The 21,499-nt window shown below is 70.5% G+C and carries 21 protein-coding genes; 12 read left to right on the top strand and 9 right to left on the bottom strand.

The annotated features are described in order from the left end of the window. Positions 1-261 precede the first annotated feature (261 nt). Together F8568_RS01580 and F8568_RS01575 are read right to left on the bottom strand one after the other, a co-directional pair. Complete coding sequence (locus F8568_RS01580) at positions 262-1,185, bottom strand: RNA polymerase sigma-70 factor (RefSeq protein WP_151590367.1); 924 nt, start codon at positions 1,183-1,185, stop codon at positions 262-264. Next, the gene (locus F8568_RS01575; protein WP_151590365.1) at positions 1,182-2,114 is read right to left on the bottom strand and encodes an NAD-dependent epimerase/dehydratase family protein; all 933 of its coding nucleotides are present in this window, start codon (positions 2,112-2,114) and stop codon (positions 1,182-1,184) included. Before F8568_RS01575 ends, F8568_RS01580 begins: the two co-directional genes overlap by 4 nt. A gap of 314 nt (positions 2,115-2,428) precedes the next feature. On the opposite strand from F8568_RS01575, the gene F8568_RS01570 reads away from it, so the two are divergent. The 4 genes from F8568_RS01570 (at position 2,429) to F8568_RS01555 (ending at position 4,609) form a co-directional block, all read left to right on the top strand. After that, a complete protein-coding gene (locus F8568_RS01570) occupies positions 2,429-2,971 on the top strand; it encodes a COG4315 family predicted lipoprotein (RefSeq protein ID WP_151590363.1) in 543 nt (180 codons plus the stop codon). Then, complete coding sequence (locus tag F8568_RS47595; RefSeq protein WP_202124353.1) at positions 2,961-3,446, top strand: COG4315 family predicted lipoprotein; 486 nt, start codon at positions 2,961-2,963, stop codon at positions 3,444-3,446. The genes F8568_RS01570 and F8568_RS47595 overlap by 11 nt, the downstream gene beginning before the upstream one ends. Then, positions 3,427-3,903 carry a hypothetical protein gene (locus F8568_RS01560; protein ID WP_151590361.1) on the top strand — a complete coding sequence of 159 codons (477 nt, stop codon included), beginning with the start codon at positions 3,427-3,429 and terminating at the stop codon, positions 3,901-3,903. The genes F8568_RS47595 and F8568_RS01560 overlap by 20 nt, the downstream gene beginning before the upstream one ends. A gap of 79 nt (positions 3,904-3,982) precedes the next feature. Then, positions 3,983-4,609 (top strand): LysE family translocator, encoded by a 627-nt coding sequence (locus tag F8568_RS01555; RefSeq protein ID WP_151590359.1) that lies wholly within the window; start codon positions 3,983-3,985, stop codon positions 4,607-4,609. Positions 4,610-4,677: 68 nt separating this feature from the next. Here the strand turns inward: F8568_RS01555 and F8568_RS01550 are convergent, their stop codons facing one another. Both F8568_RS01550 and F8568_RS01545 read right to left on the bottom strand, forming a co-directional pair. Next, positions 4,678-5,766 (bottom strand): winged helix DNA-binding domain-containing protein, encoded by a 1,089-nt coding sequence (locus F8568_RS01550; RefSeq protein ID WP_151590357.1) that lies wholly within the window; start codon positions 5,764-5,766, stop codon positions 4,678-4,680. Between the two features lie 86 nt (positions 5,767-5,852). Beyond that, a complete protein-coding gene (locus F8568_RS01545) occupies positions 5,853-6,449 on the bottom strand; it encodes a GNAT family N-acetyltransferase (RefSeq protein ID WP_151590355.1) in 597 nt (198 codons plus the stop codon). Positions 6,450-6,711: 262 nt separating this feature from the next. Here F8568_RS01545 and rox point away from each other — a divergent pair, with 262 nt between their 5' ends. The 4 genes from rox (at position 6,712) to F8568_RS01525 (ending at position 12,421) form a co-directional block, all read left to right on the top strand. Further along, positions 6,712-8,169, top strand: a complete 1,458-nt coding sequence (rox, locus tag F8568_RS01540) for a rifampin monooxygenase (RefSeq protein WP_151590353.1) — start codon at positions 6,712-6,714, stop codon at positions 8,167-8,169. Between the two features lie 314 nt (positions 8,170-8,483). Further along, positions 8,484-9,476, top strand: a complete 993-nt coding sequence (locus tag F8568_RS01535) for an alpha/beta hydrolase (protein WP_151590351.1) — start codon at positions 8,484-8,486, stop codon at positions 9,474-9,476. A gap of 75 nt (positions 9,477-9,551) precedes the next feature. Beyond that, entirely contained in the window at positions 9,552-10,391 is an 840-nt protein-coding gene (locus tag F8568_RS01530; protein WP_151590349.1) for an SDR family NAD(P)-dependent oxidoreductase, read from the top strand. Between the two features lie 71 nt (positions 10,392-10,462). Beyond that, the gene (locus F8568_RS01525) at positions 10,463-12,421 is read left to right on the top strand and encodes a flavin-containing monooxygenase (RefSeq protein WP_151590347.1); all 1,959 of its coding nucleotides are present in this window, start codon (positions 10,463-10,465) and stop codon (positions 12,419-12,421) included. A gap of 114 nt (positions 12,422-12,535) precedes the next feature. On the opposite strand, the gene F8568_RS01520 is transcribed toward F8568_RS01525, so the two are convergent. Then, positions 12,536-13,084, bottom strand: coding sequence for a hypothetical protein (locus F8568_RS01520; protein WP_151590345.1), 549 nt, complete (start codon positions 13,082-13,084; stop codon positions 12,536-12,538). Between the two features lie 44 nt (positions 13,085-13,128). Between F8568_RS01520 and F8568_RS49300 the strand changes: the two genes are divergently transcribed. Beyond that, entirely contained in the window at positions 13,129-13,257 is a 129-nt protein-coding gene (locus F8568_RS49300) for a hypothetical protein (protein WP_268896119.1), read from the top strand. Positions 13,258-13,275: 18 nt separating this feature from the next. On the opposite strand, the gene F8568_RS01515 is transcribed toward F8568_RS49300, so the two are convergent. Next, complete coding sequence (locus F8568_RS01515; RefSeq protein ID WP_202124352.1) at positions 13,276-14,844, bottom strand: class I adenylate-forming enzyme family protein; 1,569 nt, start codon at positions 14,842-14,844, stop codon at positions 13,276-13,278. A gap of 284 nt (positions 14,845-15,128) precedes the next feature. Here F8568_RS01515 and F8568_RS01510 point away from each other — a divergent pair, with 284 nt between their 5' ends. The 3 genes from F8568_RS01510 to F8568_RS01500 all read left to right on the top strand — a co-directional run bounded on the left by F8568_RS01510 (position 15,129) and on the right by F8568_RS01500 (position 18,677). Beyond that, on the top strand, positions 15,129-15,266 hold the full coding sequence (locus tag F8568_RS01510) for a hypothetical protein (RefSeq protein WP_160573468.1): 138 nt from the start codon (positions 15,129-15,131) through the stop codon (positions 15,264-15,266). A gap of 887 nt (positions 15,267-16,153) precedes the next feature. After that, positions 16,154-16,813 carry a dihydrofolate reductase family protein gene (locus tag F8568_RS01505; protein WP_151590341.1) on the top strand — a complete coding sequence of 220 codons (660 nt, stop codon included), beginning with the start codon at positions 16,154-16,156 and terminating at the stop codon, positions 16,811-16,813. Positions 16,814-17,186: 373 nt separating this feature from the next. Then, positions 17,187-18,677: a tyrosine-type recombinase/integrase gene (locus F8568_RS01500; protein WP_236008237.1), complete on the top strand. Its 1,491-nt coding sequence runs from the start codon at positions 17,187-17,189 to the stop codon at positions 18,675-18,677. Between the two features lie 635 nt (positions 18,678-19,312). Here the strand turns inward: F8568_RS01500 and F8568_RS01495 are convergent. From F8568_RS01495 to F8568_RS01485, 3 genes are read right to left on the bottom strand one after another with little or no spacing between them, the layout of a single operon-like run. Continuing rightward, the gene (locus F8568_RS01495) at positions 19,313-19,513 is read right to left on the bottom strand and encodes a helix-turn-helix domain-containing protein (protein ID WP_151590339.1); all 201 of its coding nucleotides are present in this window, start codon (positions 19,511-19,513) and stop codon (positions 19,313-19,315) included. A 43-nt stretch (positions 19,514-19,556) separates the two neighbouring features. Then, positions 19,557-20,498, bottom strand: coding sequence for an adenine nucleotide alpha hydrolase family protein (locus tag F8568_RS01490; RefSeq protein ID WP_202124351.1), 942 nt, complete (start codon positions 20,496-20,498; stop codon positions 19,557-19,559). 10 nt (positions 20,499-20,508) lie between these two features. Next, positions 20,509-21,495, bottom strand: a complete 987-nt coding sequence (locus tag F8568_RS01485) for a C40 family peptidase (RefSeq protein ID WP_151590337.1) — start codon at positions 21,493-21,495, stop codon at positions 20,509-20,511. Positions 21,496-21,499: the final 4 nt, after the last annotated feature.

Raw genomic sequence — 21,499 nt, 5'->3', positions numbered from 1 at the left:
GCGGGCGGGGCCGGGCCGCCGGGCTCCGCACGGGCCCCGGCGTCCACCCGATCACCTCCGAACACAGAGAGTAGCGATCCGGAACGCCAGCGTTACATGACCGGCCGGGTGAGGTTTTTCGGCCGCGCCCGCCTGCGTCATCGAGCCGAGTGGATCGGTCGGCGGACGGCGACGCGAACGCTTCCATAGACCAAGTGCCCGTTTCCGTCCGTTTCGACGGCGGCGATGGGGCCGGGGCGCAGCCGCTCGCCCCGGGCGGCGTCAGCCGGAGGTCCGGTGCGCCCGGGTCGTCTCCTGGACGACCGCCCAGGCGTCCGCCACCGGCCCCACATGCCCGAGCTTGTCCGGGTTGAGCACCGTGCGGATCATCTGGATCCGCCCGTCGAGGACGTCCAGCGACCACGTGTTGACGACCCGGCCGTCCCGGTCGCGGAAGACCGCGCCCGGCTGGCCGTTCACCTCGCACGGCTCCACCACGCCGCCGATCTCCAGGAACGGCCGGACGAGCGTGGCCAGCGCGCGCGCCACGTTCGCCGCGCCGGCGACGCCCTGGCCCCAGCGCGGCGCCTTCCCGCCGCTGTCGCTGACCAGCTGGGCGTCGGCGGCGAGCAGCTCCCGCAGCCCGTCGACGTCCCCCTCGGTGAACGCGTCGAAGAAGCGGCCCGCCAGCTCCTCCCGCTCGCGCCGGTCCGCCTCGAACCGCGGACGTCCCGCGTCCATGTGCCGGCGCGCGCGCACGGCGAGCTGACGGCACGCCGCTTCCGACCTCCCCACCGCGGACGCGACGTCCGGGAAACCGAAACCGAACACCTCCCGCAGCACGAACACCGCCCGCTCCAGCGGGCTGAGCCGCTCCAGCAGCAGCAGCGCCGCCATCGACAGCGAGTCGGCCAGCTCCGCCGACCGCTCCGGGTCCTCGTAGGGGTCGGCCAGCAGCGGCTCGGGGAACCACAGCCCCACGTACTGCTCCCGCCGGATGCGGGCCGAGCGCAGCACGTCGATCGAGATCCGCGTCACCACGGCCGACAGGTACGCCTTCGCCGACACGGGCCGCGCCCCGGCGCTCTCGTACCGCAGCCACGTCTCCTGGACCGCGTCCTCGGCCTCGCTCACGCTGCCGAGGATCCGGTAGGCGATCGAGAACAGCAGAGGCCGCAGCTCCTGGAACTCCTCGGCCCTGCTCATGCCAGCTCTTCCTCGAAACCCTTCCGCCACGACGGGTGGCGCAACTGCCAGCCGAGCTCCCGCTTGGCCTTGGCGTTGGAGAACCCCCGCCCCTCCGTCATCATGATGACGGCCTGGTCCCCCGCGAGGAGCCGGGCCAGCCACACCGGCACCCTGATCGGCCGCTTCGCCCCCGCGCACGCCGCCAGGTGCGGCAGCCACTCGCTCGCCGGGGCGGGCTCGTCGTCCACGATGTTGAACACCCCCCGCACCTTCTGCTCCACCGCCAGGACGGTCGCACTCGCCGCGTCGTCGAGATGGATCCACGAGCTGTACCCGGTGCCGCGCCCGACGAGCGGGTACTGCCGCTTGCGGACCAGCGTCACCTGGTCGTCGATCGCACCCGGCCCGTAGAACGCGCCGTACCGCAGCACCGCGCCGCCCGCCTTGAGGACGGCCTCCTCGACGTGCCGCATCGCCACCATCCCCACGTTCGCCGCCGTCCCTTCGAGGAGGTCGAGCGGATCGTCCTCGGTCTTCACCCAGCCGCCCTCGCGGATCCCGTTCCAGCTCGCGTAGCCCTGCGCGACGACATGCGGGACGCCGGCCGCCTCGGCGGCGGCCAGCAGGTGGTCCGTCCCCTCGGTGCGCAGCCGGTTGGTGATCGCGAACCACCGGTCCGGGTGCTTGATGTCGGGCTTGCCGGCGTGCGCCATCGAGATCGCCGTCATCTGGTGGACGACCGCGTCCGGCCGGGCGGCCGCGACCGCCTCGCCGACGGACGCCGCGTCCAGCCCGTCCATCACGACGGCCTCGGCGCCGAGCCCCTCCAGCACGCCGAGCTTGGCGGCGCTCGTCGTCGTCGCCGTCACCTGGTGGCCCCGGGCCACGAGCTGCGGCACCAGCCGCCGGCCGAGAACTCCGCTCCCACCTGCCACGAAAACCCGCATAATCCTCTCCTTCCCGCTTCAGGCCCTTCCCGACCCGAGACGAGACAGCCCCGCCCGCCTGTGACACGGCCACGGCCGAAGGCGCGCGTCCGCACGCCGGTCGACCTCCACCAGAACACCCGTTGACCTGCGCTCCCCGCCGGCTGACAGCGCCGTCCGCCGGCCGTCCCGAGGGCGGCTTCAAGCTTTCGCCATCGGGTCGCCGGTGTCCGGGCAAGTCCGTTCGTCCGCCGTCCGCCCGGGTACGGACGGAGCCGGAAAAGAAGGCGCCGGCCGGGCCGGCGCCGGGCTCTCCAAGGGAAGGACGTCCCGCGATGTCCCGAACGACTCTCCGGAACACCCCGCACTCGATCGCACGGCTGGCGGTGCCCGTCGCGGCGATCGCCGCGGCCACCGCGTGCGGCGGCTCGGCCGGTTCCATCGCCGCGCACCGTCCCGCCGTGCCGGTGGCCGCGTCGTCCTCGCCGAGCACCGCGAACGAGGGCGGCACCATCGCGACGGCCAAGGTCGGCGGCCTCGGGCAGGTCCTCGTCGACGGGCAGGGCCGCACGCTGTACCTGTTCGAGAAGGACCAGGGCGGCAAGTCGTCCTGCTCCGGCGCCTGCGCGGCGGTGTGGCCGCCCGTCACCACCACGGGCAAGCCGCACGCCGGCTCCGAGGCCAAGGCGGCCAAGCTCGGCACCACCACCAGGAGCGACGGCAAGACGCAGGTCACCTACGGCGGCCACCCGCTCTACTACTACGCGCCCGACGGCACGGCGAAGGGCAGCGCCAAGGGCCAGGCCCTCAACCAGTTCGGCGCCGAATGGTACGTGGTGTCCTCGGCCGGCCAGAAGGTCACCAAGAGTGGCTACTGACCGGGCGCGCCGGTGGGCCGCCGTCAGCGCGGCGGGCCTGCTGGCCGCCGGCTGCGCGTTCGCGACGAATTCGCAGGACCCAGGCCGCCAGCAGGTCACCTCGGCGCCCGTCCACAGGCTCGGGCCGATCCTGGTCGACGACAAGGGCCGCACGCTGTACCTGTTCGCCAGCGACCCGCCGAACCGGTCCACCTGCTTCGGCGCGTGCGCGAGCATCTGGCCCCCGGCCACGACCCAGGGACGGCCCGGGACGTCCGGCGGGGCCCGGCCCGGCATGCTGACCACGATCGCCCGCTCCGACGGGCCGCGCCAGCTCGTCTACGCAGGTCATCCGCTGTACTACTACCAGGCCGACACCGGACGCGGCGACGCCGAGGGCCAGGGCATCACGCAGTTCGGCGCCCCCTGGTTCGCCCTCACGCCGCAAGGACAGATTCAGACCACGGGGAGTGCCCATGGCGGCTTCCAGCACTGACCTCACCGCGACCGGCCGCGGTGCCCTGACCCCTTCCCTGCTGCGCAGCCTGGCCGCCCTCCTGCTCTTCGCGGTCGGCGCGGTGCACCTCTACGAGTACTTCGCGGACTACTACCGCGTCATCCCGATCATCGGACCCCTGTTCGCGGCCAACTTCGCCAGCGCGCTGGTCCTGGGCCTCGCCATGCTCGCCCCGCTCGAGTCCGTCCCGCTCGTCCGGTCCCTGCCGCTGCTCGGCCGGGCTCCGCACGCGCCCGTCGCGCTCGGCGGGATCGTGTTCCTCCTGGGCACGATCATCGGCCTGATCCTCAGCGAGCAGGGGACGCTGTTCGGCTTCCACGAGTACGGCTACCGGACGACGGTCCGCCTGGCCCTCGCCCTCGAATCCGCCGCCGTCGCAGCCCTCGCCGGCTACCTGGCCATGGACCTGAACCGAATCCGCCCCCACCCACACTGACCACAACCCCGCTGCCCGCCACAGGGCCGACCTGCTAAAGAACTCGCGTCACGGCGGCTCGGCGTTCCATGATTCAGGCATGTTGGACACCTCCCTCTATGTGGCCTTTCTTGTCGCCGCGCTCGCCCTCTGCCTCACCCCCGGACCCGACATGATGTTCATCGTGGCCATGGGCGGACGGGGCGGCCCCGCCACCGGCGTCATGGCCGCGACGGGAGTGGCCACCGGCGCCCTCACCCACGCGATCGCGGCGATGCTCGGCCTGTCCGCGCTGTTCACCACCCTGCCGACCCTCTACCACGTGCTCCGCTGGGCGGGCGCCGCCTACCTGCTCTACCTCGCGGTGAAGTCGTTCCGGGACCGCGGCGAGCCCGGCGAGGAGTCCGCCCCCGCGGGCCCCGGCAGGCTCCGCGCGTTCTGGCAGGGCGTCATCACCAACCTGCTCAACCCCAAGGTCATCCTGTTCAACATCGCGTTCCTGCCGCAGTTCGTGAACCCCTCGCTCGGGCACCCGATGGTCCAGTTCCTCGTCCTCGGCCTGACCCTCGTGCTCATCGGCCTCGCCGTGGACGGAACGGTCGGCCTGCTGTCCGGCCGGCTCGCCCGGCTGCTGCGGCGCAGCCGCCGCGTCGCGCGCGGGCTCAACATCTTCAGCGGCACCGTCTTCACCGGCCTCGCCGTCCGCCTCCTCGCCGTCGCGAAGTAGGGACGGGCGCCCCGCCCGTCCCGCCCGCGTTCGGCGTCCGCGGCCGGGCCTGACGCGGCGTCCTCCGCCTAGTCGATCCGGACGCGGTCGCTTTCGTCGTTGGTCAGCAGCGACGCCAGCGGCCGTCCCTCCTCGGCGACGGCGGCGCGTTCGGCCCGGGTGAGGCGGCGCAGCGGGGTGACGGCGACGGTGCCGGCCTCGACGCTCCAGGTCGCGGCGACCCGGCCGTCGACCAGCACCATCCGGGTGCCCGTGACGGACAGGCCTCGGTGCACGTCGTCGATGATGCGGCCGCGGTCCCGGTAGCCGAGGATCGCGTTGTCGAACGCCGGCAGGAACCGCACCGGGGCGGGCGTGCCGGGATCGGGGCGCGGCGCGTCCGGGAGGTCCAGCAGCTCGCGGCCCCGCTCGTCGCGGAAGGCGACCAGTTCCCCGCGCATCGCGGCGACCGCCGCCGGCAGTCCCGCGAGACCGCACCAGGCGCGCAGGTCGGCCGACGCGGCGGGGCCGAACGCGGCCAGGTAGCGCCGCACGAGCGCCCGCCCCACCGGGTCCGAGCCGTCCGGGGACGGCGGGTCGATCTCGCGGCCGAGCCAGATGGACAGCGGGACGTTGCGGACGCCCGCTCTCATCCGCCACAGCCCGCGCGGCGGGATCTGCACCATCGGGACGAGCGCGGCGACGAGCATCTCGCCCAGGGCCCGCGGTCCCGGCGCGGGCCAGCGCTCGGCGACCGACCGCGCCAGCTCCGCCATCGTGCGCGGCTCCCCGTCGGCCGTCACCGCACGTCCCGCCGCCGCGAGCTCGTCGAGATCCACCCCGGCGAGCTCGCGGCGGTAGACCGCGAGGACCCGCTGGCGCAGCATCGCGTCGTGGCGGGCCCGCCAGGAGAGGGCGTCCTCGGCGGTCACGAGGTGGACGGTGCGGCGCATGAGGTGCGTCCGCACCACGCGGCGCTCCACCAGCAGGTTCGACAGCGCCGCCGGGTCGAACACGCGGAGCCGGGACCAGAGCCCGACGAACGGCTCCTGCGGTTCCTGCGCCTGCAGCCCGCACAGGTGGGCGACGGCGTCGGCGACCGGTACGTCGGCGCGGTCGAGCAGCAGCTGCCGCGCGAGCGTCGCGCGGCCCAGCGTCCGCGCGTCAAGGACGGTCATCCGGGCTCCTCGTCGTTCGTTCCGTGGTGCTCGGTGTCCACCGTCGCAGGGATAGCGGCCAGAATGTGGCCGCAATCTCCGGGAAGCTAGCGCTCCGGCAGCGTCGCGTGCGGAGGCGTGGGCGCGATGTCGATCATGCTGCTGGTGATCGCCCACCGTTCGTGGTCCCGCCAGGCTCCGTCGATGTACAGCAGCTCGGGCGACAGGCCCTCGTAGCGGAAGCCGGCCCGCCGGACCAGTTTGAGGGACGCCTCGTTCTCGGGCTGTATCTGGGCCTCGAGCCGGTGCAGCCGCAGCTGCTCGAAGGCGTAGCGCACCACCAGCTCGAGCCCTTCGGACATGTAGCCCCGGCCGGCGGACGGCGCGAAGGCGGCGTAGGCGATGGACGCGGACTGGAACCGTCCCCGGATGATGCTGTTGATGTTGACCAGCCCGGCGACGTTCCCGCTGCCGCGCACGCAGACCAGCAACGACTCCTCATCGGGCTTCGCATACCGCGCGAGGTAGGCCCGGTACTGCTCCGGCGTGGACGGCAGGGACACCCACGGCCGGTGCAGGTCCGCACTGGCCCTCACCAGGTCGAGGAACTCGTCTCGGTCGGCACTGCCGAGGCGGCGCAGCGTCACCCGGTGGGCCGCGTCCGTCCGGCCGGCTTGGGAGACATCGATGGCCCCATCATTCATCCGGGGACGGTACCAGCCCAGGGCAGTCCGGGTGCTCGTGCAAGAGCGGCCGGTAAACGGTTGGACGGCATGACGCTCGGCCCTATAACTTGCGAACGGCATAGCTTGCAAAGCTTGCGATCGGCCGTGACACCGTCCATGGAGGTGAGACCCATGAACGCTGTATCGACGTGGGTGCTCTCCCTCGTGTCATGGTCGGGCGATTGACGTAGGTGTCGCCGGGAGCGCCTCGCCACCAAGGCACTCCCGAAAGGCAACACCTATGCACCTTCAACTCGTCACCGGATCCCGCACCGCTTACGACGTGGTCATCGCCGGGTGCGGGCCGACCGGCGCGCTGCTGGCCGCCGAACTGCGGCTGCACGGCGTGCGGGTCCTCGTTCTGGAAAGGGAGAGCGAGCCCGCGCCGTTCGTCCGCATCGTCGGCCTGCACATCCGCAGTCTCGAACTGCTGGCGATGCGCGGACTGCTGGAGCGCGTTCTCGAACGCGGACGGCGGCGTCCGGCCGCCGGATTCTTCGCCGCCATCAGCAAACCCGCGCCGAAAGACCTGGATTCCGCGCACGCCTATATGGTGGGCATCCCGCAGCCGGTCATCGTCCGACTCCTCGAAGACCATGCGATCCACCTGGGCGCGCAGGTCCGGCGCGGTTGCGCGGTGACCGGTCTCGAGCAGGACGACAAGGGCGTCACCGTCGAACTGGCCGGCGGGGAAAGGCTGCGGACGCGCTATCTCGTCGGCTGCGACGGCGCGCGCAGCACCGTCCGCAAACTGCTCGGCGTCGGCTTTCCCGGCGAGCCCTCGCGGAACGAAACGCTGATGGGCGAAATGCAGGTGGGCCTGCCGCAGAACGAGATCGCCGCCAGGGTCGCCGAGATCCAGGAAACCGAGAAGCGGTTCTGGATCAGGCCTGTCGGCGAAGGGACGTACAGCGTCGTCGTTCCCGCAGCGGGCGTCAGCGATCGCACGGAACCGCCCACCCTCGACGATTTCCAGCAGCGGTTGCGCGCCGTCGCCGGAACCGATTTCGGCGTGCACTCCCCGCGCTGGACGTCGCGCTTCGGCGATGCCACCCGGCTGGCCGAGCACTACCGGATCGGACGGGTGCTGCTGGTCGGCGACGCGGCGCACATCCATCCGCCCACCGGCGGCCAGGGCCTCAACGTCGGCGTCCAGGACGCGTTCAACCTCGGCTGGAAACTGGCCGCGCGGATCCGCGGCTGGGCGCCGGACACGCTGCTGGACACCTACGAGGCCGAACGCCGTCCCGTCGCCGCGGAGGTGCTGGACAACACCCGCGCCCAGATGGAGCTGCACTCCACCGGACCGGGCGCCCGGGCCCTGCGCAGGCTGCTCACCGAGCTGATGGACTTCGACGAGGTGAACCGCCACCTGATCGAGAAGATCACCGCGATCGGCGTCCGCTACGACTTCGGCGAAGGCCCCGACCTTCTCGGCCGCCGCCTGCGCGATCTCGACCTGGCACAGGGCCGCCTCTACGACCTGCTGCATCGCGGCCGGGGCCTGGTGCTGGACCGCACCGGACGCCTGGCCGCCGGCGGCTGGTCGGACCGCGTCGACCTCCTCGCCGACACCACTGCGGCACTCGACGTCCCCTGCGTCCTGCTGCGCCCCGACGGCCACGTCGCCTGGATCGGCGACGATCAGCAGGACCTGGACGACCACCTCTCCCGCTGGTTCGGCGCCCCCGCCGGCTGATCCGGCCCGGCTCGTCCGCTCGCACGCGGACGGCGAGCGGATCCGCGGGCCGCCCGAGCCCGCGGATCCGCCTCCGGATGCCGATCGCGGCCCGAGCGCCCAGCGCTCCAGGACGCGGCCGAGCGCTGGGCGGCGCTGGCTCCCGGCGACGATCTGGTCTTCGAGTGGCCCGGAGACGGAAGGCGCCGGCGCCCGTAGCCCGCTGGCCGAACACGGCGTCGAGCTGCCGTGGCCTTGTCTCCCGTTAGGGTGGCGTCCGCCAAGGCGCCGGGTGGAGCCCGGATGCCCGGTTCGTCGCACTATCTGGAGGGCCGATGTCCAGCGAGGCCATGCGTCCGGCTCCGCCGTTCGACCGTGAACTGATGCCGCTGCTGGCGTCGGGGCAGTTGACCTCGACCGTGGACGTGGCGCAGATGGTCGCGGCGCGGCCCCCGGCCGACACCTCGGCGGTCGACGAACTGCTCGCCGCGCGCGGCCTGGTCCGCGAGGATCGCCGTGCTCCCGGCCTCGGGTCGGACCCGGACGTCACCGTGAGCGTCATCAGGAAGCGCTCGCACGTACCGGGCGGCCCCGGCATCTACTTCGCCCACGGGGGCGGCATGGTGACGGGGAACCGGTTCAACGGCATCGACCGCTTCCTCGACTGGGTCGAGCTCTTCGACGCCGTCGCCGTGACGGTGGAGTACCGCCGTGCGCCCGAGCATCCCGATCCGGCCCCGCTCAACGACTGCTACGCCGGCCTGATCTGGACGGCCGCGAAGGCCGCGGAGCTGGGGTTCGACCCCGGGAAACTCGTCACCGCGGGCCTCAGCGCCGGCGGCTGCCTCATCGCGGGCGCCGGCCTTCTGGCGCGTGACCGCGGCGGGCCCGCCGCGGCCGCGCAGGTCCTGATCTGCCCGATGCTGGACGACCGCAACGAGACGGTCTCGAGCCGGCAGATCCAGGGCATCGGCGTGTGGGACCGGGCCAGCAACGCCGCGGGCTGGACCGCCCTTCTCGGCGATCGGCGGGGCACTGACCGGGTGTCGGTGTATTCGGCGCCGGCGCGGGCCACCGATCTGTCGGGGCTGCCGCCGACCTACATCGACTGCGGTTCGGCGGAGGTCTTCCGGGACGAGGCGGTCGCCTTCGCCACCGGTATCTGGGCCGCCGGCGGGTCCGCCGAGCTGCACGTCTGGGCGGGCGGCTTCCACGGCTTCGACGGGTTCGCCCCGGACGCCGCGATCTCCGTCGCCGCCCGCAACGGCCGCGTCGACTTCCTCCGCAGGACGCTGGGGGCCGCGCCGGCGGAACCCCGCAAGAATTAGTGAGCGTTCACTTGCCTTGGTGATCGTCCCGGGTTAGCCTCTGCTCAGACGAGCACGGCCGACCTGGGGAGGGCGATGATCGAGCGTCGAGGACGTGTCGAGGGCAAGGTCGCCATCGTCACGGGAGCCGGTTCCACGCCGGGGCCCGGAATGGCGACCGGCCGCGCCTGTGCCATCGTGCTCGCGCGTGAGGGCGCCCGGGTGCTGCTGGCCGACATCGATCGCGAGCGCGCCGAGAGCACGCGGGAGATCATCGAGAAGGAGGGCGGCACCGCGGCCGTCTTCGCCGGCGACATGACCGAGGCGGCGGACTGCGACGCCATGGTCCGCGCGGCGGTCGAGGCCTTCGGCACGGTGGACGTCCTGGTGAACAACATCGGCGTCGCCGTGGCCGGGAACGTCGTCGACACCAGCGAGGCCGACTGGGACCGGGTGCTCGACCTCAGCCTCAGGACGATGTTCCTCGCCGGCAAGAGCGCGGTGCCCGTCATGGCGGCGAAGGGTTCCGGGGCGATCGTCAACATCGGGTCGATCTCGGCGTCGCGCGGCGGCAATTACGTCGGATACGCGGCGGCGAAGGGCGGGGTCAACGCGCTCACCGTCGACATGGCGTACTCGCACGGCCGCCAGGGGATCCGCGTCAACGCCATCGCTCCCGGCCACATCACGACTCCGCTGCTGTACTCCGTGACCGGTGTGACCCCGGAGACCGAGTACCGCCAGCGCCTGGCCGCGGCCTCCGGACCGCTCGGCACCAACGGCGACGGCTGGGACGTCGGCTGGGCCGCCGCGTTCCTCGCGAGCGACGAGGCCCGATGGATCACGGGCGTGGTCCTTCCTGTCGACGGCGGAGCCATGAGCGTGACTCCGCTGATGATGGCTCCCGGCCTGCGGGCCGAACCGCCGCCCGCCTGACCCGCTCCGCTCCTCGTTCCGTAGCCGCCGCCGTCCCGCGAACCCTCGTACAGGCGAAAGTGGTACCGCTGATGAACAGAACTGCCGGGCAGGCACCCTCGCGCGCGGAACTGCTCGAGGCCACCGACGAGCAGATCACCGACGCCGTCGGCTACGCGGACCCGATGGCCCTTCGCGGCCTGGTCTACCAGCTGACCGGTGACGAGAGCGTGGCCGCCACGAAGGTCGGGCCCGCGGCCGGCTACGTGGGCGGCGATCTCTCCGTCGAGGTGACCGATCCGGACGATGTGGCGCTGCTGCGGGCGAAGGCGGCGGAGTTCCTGATCGCCTATCGCGATTCCGGCGCCGGGCCGATCGGCCCCGGCCCGTCCGAGCGCCTGCCGCGCAGCCTCGCACTCGCCGGAGGCGTGGAAGCGCTTCCCGACGAGGACGCCGAGCTGTGGCTGGAAGAGCTCGCCCTCGACCCGTGGGTGCGCGGGCTGGACTGGGAGCGACAGCGGGCGCCGGAACGGCTCGAAAGCTTCTCGGTCATCGTCATCGGCAGCGGCATGGGCGGCCTGAACGCGGCGGCGCAACTCAAGCACGCCGGCATCGACTTCACGGTGATCGAGAAGAACCCGGGCGTCGGCGGGACATGGTTCGAGAACCGCTACCCCGGTGCCCGGGTCGATTCGCCGAGCCGCGCCTACACGCACATCATCGGCGTCGATTTCGCCGCCCCCTCACCGTGGTGCACGCGGGACGAGAACCAGCGCTATTTCAACTGGCTGGCCGAGAAATACGGAGTCCTCGAGCACATCGTCTTCGACACCGAGGTCTCGACGGTCACCTGGCATGAGGACGCGGCGATGTGGGAGGTGGTCGCCAAAGGCCCGGACGGCGAGCGCGTATTCCGATCGGACGCGGTCATCAGCGCCGTCGGACTGCTCTCGCGGCCGAGCGAGCCGCAGATCGCGGGTATGGACGAGTTCGAAGGCCGGTCGTTCCACACCGCCCGCTGGCCCCAGGACCTCGAACTCGGGGACAAGCGCGTCGCCGTGATCGGAACCGGCTGCTCGGGCGTCCAGCTGGTGCCCGAACTGGCGAAGCTCGCCGCGCACGTCACGGTCTTCCAGCGCACGCCGCAGTGGCTGTTCGGCCACAAGGGCTACCTGTCGCCTTTCCCCGACCAGGTCACGTGGCTGGACCGCAACTTCCCGTACCACGCGAATTTCATGCGCTTCCGGACCAACTGGCTGCTCGGCCCCTACCTGTCCGGGCCGCTGCGCGAGATCGACTTCGACTTCGACGACCCGCACGCCCGCAGCGCGGTCAACAAGCGGATCCGCGACGAGCGCATCGAATTCATCAAGACCAAGCTCGCCGACCGGCCCGACCTGATCGACAAGATGATCCCGCCGCACCCCCCGTTCTCGACGCGGCCCATCCAGGTCGACAGCGACTACAACATGTACGACGCGATCATGCGCGACGACGTCACGCTCGTCACCGCCGGGATCGAGCGCATCACGCCGACCGGCATCCGCACCGGCGACGGCGTCGACCACGACGTGGACGTGATCGTCTACGCCACCGGTTTCAAGGCGAACGAGTGCCTGTGGCCGATGGACGTCATCGGACGCGACGGACGGTCCGTGCACGACCTGTGGGCGAAGGACGGTCCGCGGGCCTACCTCGGCACGATGCTGCCCGGATTCCCGAACCTCTTCCTGATCTACGGACCGAACATGAACCCCTACGGGGGCCTGGGCGTCGTCAACCACCAGGAAATGGCGACCCGCTTCCTGCTCGACTGCATCAAGGAACTCCTCCTCACCGGAAAGAGCTCCATCGATGTCACGGAAAAAGCGTACTGGCGCTACAACCGCGAACTCGACGAGCGCGAGAAGTTCAAGATCTACAAGGACCCGCGGGCGCGCAGCTACTACCGCAACGAGCACGGCCGCTCCGTGACGAACTGCCCGTTCCCCGGAAACGAGATGTGGCACCGCCTGCGCAGCCCGAACTTCGACGACATGATCCTGAGATGACCACGACCGAAAAGGCGAGTAGCCGCTCGATGCGGTCCACCGAGGACGCGCCCCCGAGAATCGCGTGATCGGGGCGATGACGCGGATTCCCGGAGGTGCTGTCACCCGGAGGGTCTACTTGGGCGGCAGGTTCGTCCACTCCGCAGCGATCGTGGCGCCGCCCGGAACCGTGACCTCCGCCCCGTCGGCCGAGACGAAGAAGTCGGTGTCGGTTATGCGCGACGTCTTCGGGTCGACGACCAGGTTCGCCGCCTTCTTCCCTCCGCCGAAGGCGATCGACAGCCCGAGCCCGCCCTTGACCGCACCGATGTTCTTGACGTTCGGGTAGGAGGCGAGCGCACGGAAGGCGGCGGCGCGGACCTTCTGCGGGGCCGACAGCTGGGCGACCAGGGAGAGCAGACCGTCGAAGACGGATTCGTCCTGGGCGGCGTCGGGCCTGCCGGCACTGGTCCTGACGTTACTGGACTTGAGCGATGCGGTGATCCACGCCTTCAGCGCATCCGGCTTGGCCGGCAGCTTCTGAAGCTGCTCGAAGCCGACACCGGGGCCGCCCAGGCGGAACGGAGCGGGCAGGGTGAGCTTGACCACCTTGCCCTTGGTCTTTCCGCCCTTCCACCAGACCCGGCCATCGCGCCCGGTCCAGCTCTCCAGCGAGGTGCGCACTGGTCGAACCGTTCGCGCACATCCTGCTGGCCGCCGGGAACGAGATGGCGCTGGTCATCGCCCTGGCCGACGATGTAGCGGCCGCTCAGACCACTGCGGAGGCCGCCGTCGAGGAGTTCCTCGATCGCATCCTGCAGCCGGCCGAACCGCGGCGAAATGAGCTTCGCTCTTAAGGACGTCTCAACACTCGATCATGCCGTGTCCGGCGAAGACCCCATCGGCTGCTCGGCCGCCGCCGCGCGGTTCCGCAGCTCCGCACGCTGGACCTTGGACGACGCGGTGAGGGGCAACTCGTCGACCAGGTGCCAGCGACGGGGCACCTTGAAGTTGCTCAGGCGGGTACGGCAGTGCGCGTCGAGGCGCCCGGTGTCGGGGCTCGCGCCCGGCGCGGGCACCACGAACGCGACGACCAGTTCACCCCACCGCTCATCGGGCACCCCGACGACGGCGGCCCGCGCGACCTCCGGGTGCCCGGCGATGACCTCCTCCACCTCGTCCGGCGCGACGTTCTCGCCACCGGTCTTGATCATGTCCTTGAGCCGGCCGGCGATCCGCACGCACCGGCGCTCGTCGACCACGGCGAGATCCCCGGTGTGCAGCCAGCCGTCGGCGTCGATGGCGCGTGCGGTGGCCTCCGGGTCGTCGTGGTAGCCGTCGGTGAGCCGCCGGCCGCGGACCAGCAGTTCACCCGGCTCACCGACGGGCAGCACCGCACCGCCGGCACCGACGACGCGGACCTCGGTGCCCGGAAGCGGGCGCCCGACCGACGTCCGGCGCACCTCGGCGGGATCGGTGAGCGGAGCGGTCAGCAGCGCGCTCCCGCACGTCTCGGTCATCCCGAAAGTGATCGCCAGCGGTGCGCCGAACCGGGCCTCGATCGCCTCCACCCGCGCCGGCGTGACCGTCGACCCCCCGGTGAACACCACGCGCAGGCTCGCCAGGTCGGCACTGCGGAACCCGGGATGGGCCATCAGCAGGTCGAGCAAGGTGGGTGCGGCCGACAGCAGGGTCGCCCGGCGATCCCGCACCGCCCGGAGCACGGCGGCGGGCTCGAAAGGCAGCACCACATGCTCGGCTCGCTGCCACAGCGCGCCCATGACGCCGAGCACGTTGCCCGCGGTATGGAACAGCGGCATCGGATTCACCCAGACCCCGCCCTCGGGCAGGCCGATACGGTGCGCGAAGGCGTGTCCGGTGAGCGCCATGCCCTCGTGCCGGATCCGGACGCCCTTGGGCCGGCCGCTGGTACCGGAGGTGAACTGGATCTGCGCGAGCGAGCCGGGAGCCACGTCCGGCAACTCGACCGCTGCCGCCGATGGCAGCGCGTCCAGGCCACCGTCGAGCTCGACCACCTCCACCTTCCCGGTCCCCTCGCGGCCCAGGCCCGCACCCGCGTACAGCCGGACCGAGCCGGACAGGCGCAGCGCGTGCTCCAGCTCCGCGGGACGCGACCTCGGATTGACCGGCACCAGCACCAGCCCCGCCAGGGCGGCGCCCAGCTGCAGCAAGATCGCCTCAGCTCCGTTCGGCAGCAGGGTCGCGATCGCGGTGCCCGGGGTGTGGTCGCGCAGCAGCCCGGCGGCCACGGCCTCCGCGTCGCGCAGGAGCTGCGCGGCCGTCCAGGTGCGCGCCGAGCCGGCCGGCTCCACCACGCTCAGAACGGCGTCCGTGGGCCCGAGCCGGGCCGCGCGCCGCAGGACGTCACCGACCACGAGTTCCTTCACCGCGGCACTCGGACCGCCGGTGAGCTGCGAGATCACCCAAACGCTCCCTTCCCTGCCCGCGCTCCGGCCGAGGGAACGGGCAGGGCGACGGCCCGCCTTCGCGCGACCACGGCATTTCCCGAAGGCACGACTCCACTCTAAGAGGGTGATGGCTCTACGTCCCGGACTGCGAACGGGCACCCCGGCTCCATCCGGGAAACCACCGGGGATTCCCAGTCGCGCCCGCTCAACCCATCCGCACGTACCGGTGCGCTGAGCACGACATCGACCTTTCCGGTCTGGTTGACGCATCGAGCCGGCCGACACGAGGATCGCCGTCCATGGGATGGAACACATCGGCCTTGTTCGTGCGCGACCGCTCCATCGACGACTTCGTGGACAGCCTGCCGGACGTCGTCGACTACCTGCCGCGCGACGAGGCGGTGAGCCGATTTCGCCTGGTCGCAGTCTCCAGGTGAGCGCCTCTACCTCGCCGACGACGGCGGGTGGTGGTGCCAGATGTGGGACCCGGACCAGCGGCTCCCTCTCAATGTCGACCGATGGCTGACAATGGACGCTCTCGGAACGATCAGAGGGACGCAGGCCCTGGCCGTCGCGTTCTCCAGCGTGATGAGCACCTACGCCCTGTCGATCGCGTGTGGCGCACCCGCAGTGACGCCGAGGACACGATGATCTCCGCGGCGCGGCACCTGCCCGCAATTGATCCTCTCGCGGATGCGGGGACGCCTGCTGGTCGGCCTGCGGGGGCCGGAGACGAGGGCGACCACCGCGACCGGTCCCGCCGGACACCGAGTTCCTCGGGGTCCGGTTCGCACTCGGCACGGTTCTTCGGCCGCATCCCGCAGCTTCGATCGTCGACGGGTACGTGCCGTTTCCCATAACGGACTCGGGCAGGATCGTCATCGGCGGAGAGGACTGGGGGCGCCGACGTACGAGAACGTCGAGCACTTCGTCCGCCGACTGCAGGACGCGGGTCTGCTGCTGCGATCGCGCCTCGGGAACGAGGAGCACGTCGCCGAGCGTCCGACCGAGCGGACCCGTCAGCGGCGCTACCGCGCGATCACCGGGCTGTCGCAAACCGCTGTGAAGCAGATCGGCCGCGCGAACGCCGCGGCCACGATGCTGCGCGACGGCCACGGCTGGCGCACGGTCGTCGAGACGCTCGGGCACTTCGACCAAGCCCACCTCGCACATGCGCTGCACCGCTACGTCGGGAGCACCGCGCGCGAGCTGCAGGCGGGCGACCATGCCACGGTGTCGTTCCTGTACAAGACGCACCCGGGCCCGGCAGCTAGCGTCCGCCTGTCGGCCGACTGTCAGCGATCCCGAGTTCCGGAGAAGAACCGTGCTTCTCAGCGTCAACACCTTCGTCAGTCTCGACGGCGTCATGCAAGGACCCGGTGCCCCCGACGAGGACCGCTCCGACGGCTTCTACCGCGGCGGGTGGCTCGTCCCGCACGCATCGCCGCATACCAACGAGGTCGTCGAGAGCTGGTTCCGCGAGGCCGGCGCGTTCCTGTTCGGTCGCACGAGCTTCGGCATGCTCGGCGGGTGCTGGCCGAAGGTCACCGAACCCGACAACGTGATCGCCGCCAAGCTCAACGCGGTGCCGAAGTACGTCGTCAGCTCGACGCTGACCGACGAGGAAGCCGACTGGAACCCGACGACCGTCCTGCGCGGTGACGTCGCCGACGAGATCCGCCGCCTCAAGGAGCGTCCCGGCAAGGAACTCCAGGTCCACGGAAGCTGGAAGCTCGTGGCAACGCTGCACCGAGAAGGACTCGTCGACGTCTACCGGCTCCTCCAGTTCCCGGTCGTCGTCGGGACGGGGAAGCGTCTGTTCCCCGACGGATCGACGCCCGCGACGTTCGCGACCGCCGAAGAGCGCTCACGCGTCCTGCCCGGCGGTGTCGTCTCGCTGACCCTCACCCCCGCGAGCCTCGGCGCGATCTCCGCGGGCGCCTACACCGCCGACGAGGGGCGCTCCGCGACGGTCCTCGACTGACACCGGGTCATCGCTGAGGGCCTGGACGCGCTTCTTCGGATCGACCGGCGGCCGGACGACGACGATGACGACGGTTCGGCGGGCGTCCTCGTCCCGGCGGGGTAATCACCCGCTAATCGCCCGTCAGTGATGAGAGTGATAAAAGATCAAGGCCCAGGTTCGGGGATCATGCCCCTGACCTGGGCCTTCGTCGTGAGCGGGTGACGGGAATCGAACCCGCGCTGTCAGCTTGGGAACGGCAATTTTTGACCATTTTTCGACTCGCCACACCGGTTCAATTTCGACTAAACTCCTGGTCAGCGCCGTGATCGAGTGTCACGACGTTCAAGATCATGTCAATGCGTCGCACGTGGTCCATTGACACGAGATTGACATGGAACAAGATCGGGGGATCACCGAAATGGGCTGCACGCGGGTACGTGTCACGAAAGCCGGAATAGTCCGCTATCAGGCCTTGTATTTCGACGCCCGCGGCAGGCTCCGCTCCGCCGGGACCTTCGCGAAAGAAAAGGACGCCGAGAAGGCATGGCGAGAGGCGGAGTCCAAGATCCGCACAGGTCATCAATGGGATCCGCAGCGCGGAAAACAAAGATTCCGCGACTATGTCGAAAAGAAGTGGCTGCCCAACCACATCATGGAGGCGAACACCCGCCAGGACTACACCTCGGCGCTCTACAAGCACATCATGCCCTACTTCGAGAACATGAAGATGCGGGAGATCTATCCAGAGAACGTCCAGGAGTGGATCACCTGGCTCAAGGCACGAGGCGTCGGGCCGCGACGCATTCAGTACTGCAAGGTCTCCGTCCTCAATGCCATCTTCACGACGGCACTGAGGGACAACATCGTGGTGATCCACCCGAGTCGGGGAATCAAGACCGATCCCGTACCTGAAAAGATCCGCAAGATCATCACCACCGAGCAGTTCGATGCGATCTACCGCAACCTCCCGGACGCGGACTCGCAACTCCTCGTCGAAACCGACATAGAAAGCGGTCTTCGCTGGGGCGAGTTGACCGAACTCCGTGTCAAGGACCTCGACTTCGAAACGGGCATCCTCACAGTAAGTCGCGCAGTCGTCGAACTGACCCGGAAGAGCCATCCCGAGGGCAAGCGGTTCCTCGTCAAGGACTACCCGAAGAACAAGAAACACCGCCGGTTCAAACTCAGCCCACAGATCGTCGCCAAACTCAAAGCACACGTCGAGGCATACGCGCTCACCCCGGATGACCTTTTCTTCGCCCGCCGCTCGCCGGAAGCGGTCCCGGCCCACCTCCAAGCGGTCGACGAGTCACCGACGTTCATCGCGCCCAACGGACGGACGTACACCCACGGCACGATCACCGCCTACAACCTCGGCAAATGCAAATGTGATCGATGCCGCCGCGCCTACGCCGACTACCGAGCGAAACGCCGTGCAGAGGGGAAGGACCGCCCGCGAAGGCCTCGGGTAGTCGACCCAGACCCCCACATCTCCGCGAACTGGTTCCGCCACCACTGCTGGTACCCGGCACGCGAAGCGGCTGCCCTCAACTTCAAGCCGCGCGTCCATGACCTCAGACACGCACACGCCTCCTGGCTCCTCGCCGGCGGCGCCGACCTCCAGGTCGTCAAGGAACGCCTCGGCCACCTCAAGCTGTCCACCACCGAGAAGTACCTCCACAGCCTCCCGACCGCGGACGAAACCGCACTCGCGGCACTCGACAAAATCCGCAGCGGACCAGCCCGGCCTCCGGCGGGCCAGACGATCCGGCGAGACGAACTTAAGGCGGCCGAGGAAGAGGTCGCCCGGCTCCGCGCCGTAATCGCCGACCTGACCATCGCCCAGCACACCAAGAGCGCCAAGCACCTACGTCCCGCCTAATGGGGCCGCCGGGGTGCCGTGACTCCTACATGGCACCCCGGGCGATCCACGGCATTCCCGTAAGCGCAGCGAGCAGCTCGCCCTCACCTCCGGGCACCTGGCCGGTCTGGGGCCATCCCCGCATGCGCGGGGAGCACAGGTTCCGCACGTGCTCGTTGGTGTAGACGTTGGGACCATCCCCGCGGTCGCAGGGAGCAGTGGGACTCACTCCAGCCGTCCGGGCTGCCCCTGGGGACCATCCCCGCGTGCGCGGGGAGCAGGGCTCGACCTCGACGTACAGGTGCTGGCCCTTGGGACCATCCCCGCGTGCGCGGGGAGCAGCCTCCAGAACTCGATGGACTCGTCGCAGGTGCGGGACCATCCCCGCGCGGGGGTGGTCCCCCGTTGGCGGAGTTGTCGTACACGTACGCCGAGTGCTCCCCACGCGCGGGGGTGGTCCCGTCGGCACGGGCCGCGCGAGCGCCCACGGTGAGTGCTCCCCGCGCACGCGGGGGTGGTCCCGCCAGCGAGGCCGCCCTGTGGGGCCGGCTCGAGTGCTCCCCGCGCACGCAAAAGTGGTCTCAGGGCTCGGTCAGGGCTGTCCGCTTCGTGTGGGGCGGAACAGTCTTCGTCACACGGATGGATTGTGATTGCGGTTACTCGGCGTCGAGTAAAGCGCGGAGTGCGGCAGCGGGAACCCGGTAGGAGGTGCCGATGCGGATGACCTTGCAGGGGAACCGGTCGTGTTTGGCGAGGTGGTAGGCGTAGGTGCGGGAGAGGCCGAGGGCGCGGGCGGCGGTGGTGATGTCGACGACGGTGGGCAGGTCGGCCAGGTCGGCGTACTTCATGGTCTGCATGGAGGGCCTCCGTGTTGTCGGGGTCGTGCTGGTTGCGGATTGGTTAGGTGAAGCACCAGCCGGTGTCGCAGGTGCCGTCGTCCTGTTCGAAGGGGAGTGTGTCGGCTTCCGGGGTGACGTCGACGAGGGGTGCGTTGTAGCGGGTGAGGTAGACGGGGTCCTTGCCGAGGGCGTGCCGGCGTTTGTTGATGGTGGCTTCCAGGTGACAGGCCTTGGTGAACAGGCCGGGTTGGTCGCGTCGCATGTTCTGCCAGGTGGACAGGCGGTGGAAGGGGCAGAACCAGCAGGAGGATTTGGGTGGGACGGGCAGGCCGGCGGAGCGGATGATGCGGGGGCAGTCGGTGCGGCGGATCCGCAGGTCCAGCAGTGGGTAGGCGATGCGTTCGTAGGGTTCGTGGCGGCGGGTGTTCGCGCGGTGGATCTCGTCGAGGCTGATGCCGATGGCGATGGTGGCGGGGTTTTCGGGGCTGGCGCCGTGGGCTTTGAGCCAGCGGCCGATGACGCGGATTTTGAAGTCGGCGGTGCAGGAGCGGGTGCCGGGTGCGCCGTTGCTCATGCGGACGGGGATGGGGATGGATCGGGATCCTTCGCGCATGAGGCGGCCGTAGAGGGTTTCGGTGGTGCCGTCGCGGCGGATGCGGCGTAGCTCGCGCAGGTCGATGCCGTGTGCGGCGGCGTAGGGGGCGGCGTGGTCGCGGATGTAGGCCAGGGTGGCGGGGTGTTCGGAGTCGTCGCCGACGTTGGCGAACAGGAAGGTGCGGAAGTCGATGTGGCCTTGGGCGGCCAGGACGAGGGCGGCGGTGGATTGCCAGCCGCCGCCGTAGCTGAACGCCCGGATCGGTCCGCATGGCGGCGGTTTCTTGTTGCTTTGGGATGGTGCCGGGTGGTGGGCGGTTCGGTTCGGCTGGGGGCGGCCGTGGGGGTGGTCGTGGTCTCGGTGGTCGCGGCGGTTCTGGTGGGTGGTGGCGTGGGCGTGGTTGGGCATGGTCCTCCGGTTAGGCTGCGATGTGGGGAGGGGCTGGGCGGGTGGCGCCGATGTATTGGTGCTCGCGGTAGGGGTTGCCTTCGAATTGGGAGATGCGGACGACGTCGCCGGTTTGGGGGGCGTGGATCATTTGGCCGTGGCCGTAGTAGAGGCCGACGTGGTGGATGGTCGCCGGGTTGTGGGTGTTGGTGGCGAAGAACAGTAGGTCGCCGGGGCGTAGGTGGGTGCGGGGGATGTGGGGGCCGGTGGTGTATTGGGCGGCGGCGATGCGGGGGAGTTGGATGCCGGCTTTGGCCCAGGCGTATTGGGTGAGGCCGGAGCAGTCGAAGCCTTTGGTGCCGGCGCCTTGGGCGGTGCCGTAGGTGGGGCCTGCTGGTCCGCCGCCGCCCCAGGAGTAGGGGGTGCCGAGCCAGCGCAAGGCGGCGCGGATGGCGATGGCGCCGCGTCCGCTCGCGGTGAGCGTGGGGGTGGGGGTGGCGTAGGCGGCGGCTTGGGTGAGGACTTTGTGGACGTACCAGTCGGCGTGGTTGTACTGCCAGATCGCTTGGTGGAGGTGGCGTCCGCCTTGGCCGGCGTGGTTGGCGCACAGGTAGTGGGCGGCGCTGTAGATGGCGTCGGCGGGGTTGTAGCGGTCGGTGTGTCCGTCGTGGTCGCCGTCGACGCCGTAGGTGGCCCAGGTGCCGGCGAGGAACTGCATGGGGCCGGCGGCACCGGCGCTGTTCTCGCCGGTGTGGACGCCGGGTGCGGTGGAGCGGCCGTGGTCGGATTCGATCTTGCCGATCGCGGCGAGGATGTTCCAGCCGAGGCCGGGGCAGGTGTGGGCGGCGTCTTGGTACCAGCGCAGGTAGGCGGATGGGATGTCGGTGCGGGCGAGCGGTGTGGGCGCTCCCGCCGCCGGCCCGGCGCCGATGGCCGGGTCCTGGTGGCCGGCCAGGAGCAGGACGAGGCCGAGAGGGAGCGCCAGGACGGCAGCGCTGAGGGTGGCGGCGGCCTTCACCGGG

This window comes from Actinomadura physcomitrii, from assembly GCF_008923205.2.
Taxonomy (GTDB): Bacteria; Actinomycetota; Actinomycetes; order Streptosporangiales; family Streptosporangiaceae; genus Spirillospora; species Spirillospora physcomitrii.
Note: the sequence above shows the minus strand (reverse complement) of the source record. Positions and strands in the feature narration are given on the sequence as shown.